Consider the following 1,323-nt stretch of genomic DNA (forward strand, 5'->3'; position numbering starts at 1 on the left):
GGCGTGACGGGCGGCGCCGAAGCGGCGACGGATACGGGTGGTGGGAGGTGTTCGCGCAGGCGCCAGGCCAGGATGCCCGCCGCCCGACCGCGCAGCACGGTCGGCAGCCCCTGGCACAGCGCCCGGACCACCTCCGCCTCGCTCACCCCGCGCGCCAACCACGCCGTGATGCCCGGCGCCAGGAGGCGGCACTCGCGCTCGGAGATCAGCAGCCGGGGGTCGCGCCGGCGCAGTGAGGCCGCGATGCGCATCACCGCCTCATCGACCGGTTCCCCCTCCGGGGATTCCCCACGCCCGGGGTCTCCGCTCCGGGTTTCCGTTTCCGAGGAGAATCCGTTGGTGTCGGGGGTTTTCGGGGTGACGCTTTTCCCGGGAGCGCGGGAAAGGAAACGCGAGGAGTCCTCCGCGACCGGTGACGGAATTTTGGAGGGAACGGGAACCGCCACCGATTCCGTTGCCGGCGTCGAGGGATCGGCGGTCCCGTCCGGAATCAACGCGGGGGCGGCCGGGAAGTGGGGGTCATCCCCGGACACGGAAACGCGCACCGGTACGGGAGCCGGCGGCACTTCGGGAGCGACGGCGTCCGGGAGGGGAACGGTGGGACCCGCTCCCCGGGTCGACCCGACCGATGCGGACCCGGGGCGGGGGAAGCCTCGGCCGCCGGGGGCGCCACCCGGGTCGCCGCCATCGGGACGGGTTCGGGACCCCCGAACGGCGGGCGGGACGCCCGGCGGCGGGAGGCGCGCCGCCTCGCGGGGGCCGCGGAAGCCCCCGCGTTTCCGATAATCCGCAGGTCGCGGGGGCGGTGGTGGATGATGGTGCGGGTGCTCAGACGGCCACCCGGACCGCGCTCGACGCAGCGCTCCAGGAAGCCGATCTCCTCCAGCTCCCGCAGCGCCCGGCTCATCCTGACGCGCCCCTCGGAGAACCGCGCGCACAGCGCCTCGATGGTCACCGGGGTGCCCTCGGGCACCGAGAGGATGTACAGGCCCACTCCCGCCGCCTGCGAACTGCTCGCACGGGTGATCAACTCGTTCGTCAGAACGATGTAGTTCTCGGTGTGCCGGACGTAAAGATGGCACACGCCGCCCGCCGGGCGGCTGAGCTGGATCTCAGCCATCGGGAAGGTCTCTGCTTCCTGATCGGTCAGGCCCTCGGCGGGACGGCAATCCCGCACGGGGGCCGAAGTCTTTCCGGTTGTGGAAGCGACCACAACCCCACCGGACCGCCGGAATCTCCCCGCTTACTTCGAAAGAGTGAGCACTGTTTTTTCGTGGACGCCGTGAAGGCCGCGCCGGGGGTGCTGTCTCTTATATACATCTT

The 1,323-nt window shown here is 71.4% G+C and carries 1 protein-coding gene and 1 pseudogene; both read right to left on the reverse strand.

The window, feature by feature from the left end:
• A pseudogene (locus FNQ90_RS23500) lies at nt 1-251 on the reverse strand (hypothetical protein); the annotation flags it as partial.
• A gap of 239 nt (nt 252-490) precedes the next feature.
• Nucleotides 491-1,120, reverse strand: coding sequence for a hypothetical protein (locus tag FNQ90_RS23505; RefSeq protein ID WP_182608187.1), 630 nt, complete (start codon nt 1,118-1,120; stop codon nt 491-493).
• Between the last annotated feature and the right edge of the window lie 203 nt (nt 1,121-1,323).

Origin of the sequence: Streptomyces alkaliphilus, from assembly GCF_014141535.1 — a bacterium.
Classification (GTDB): domain Bacteria; phylum Actinomycetota; class Actinomycetes; order Streptomycetales; family Streptomycetaceae; genus Streptomyces; species Streptomyces alkaliphilus.

Coding starts and splice junctions, on each gene's coding strand:
- FNQ90_RS23505 (WP_182608187.1), bottom strand. CDS start 1,120: ATGGCTGAGATCCAGCTCAGCCGCCCGGCGGGCGGCGTGTGCCATCTT.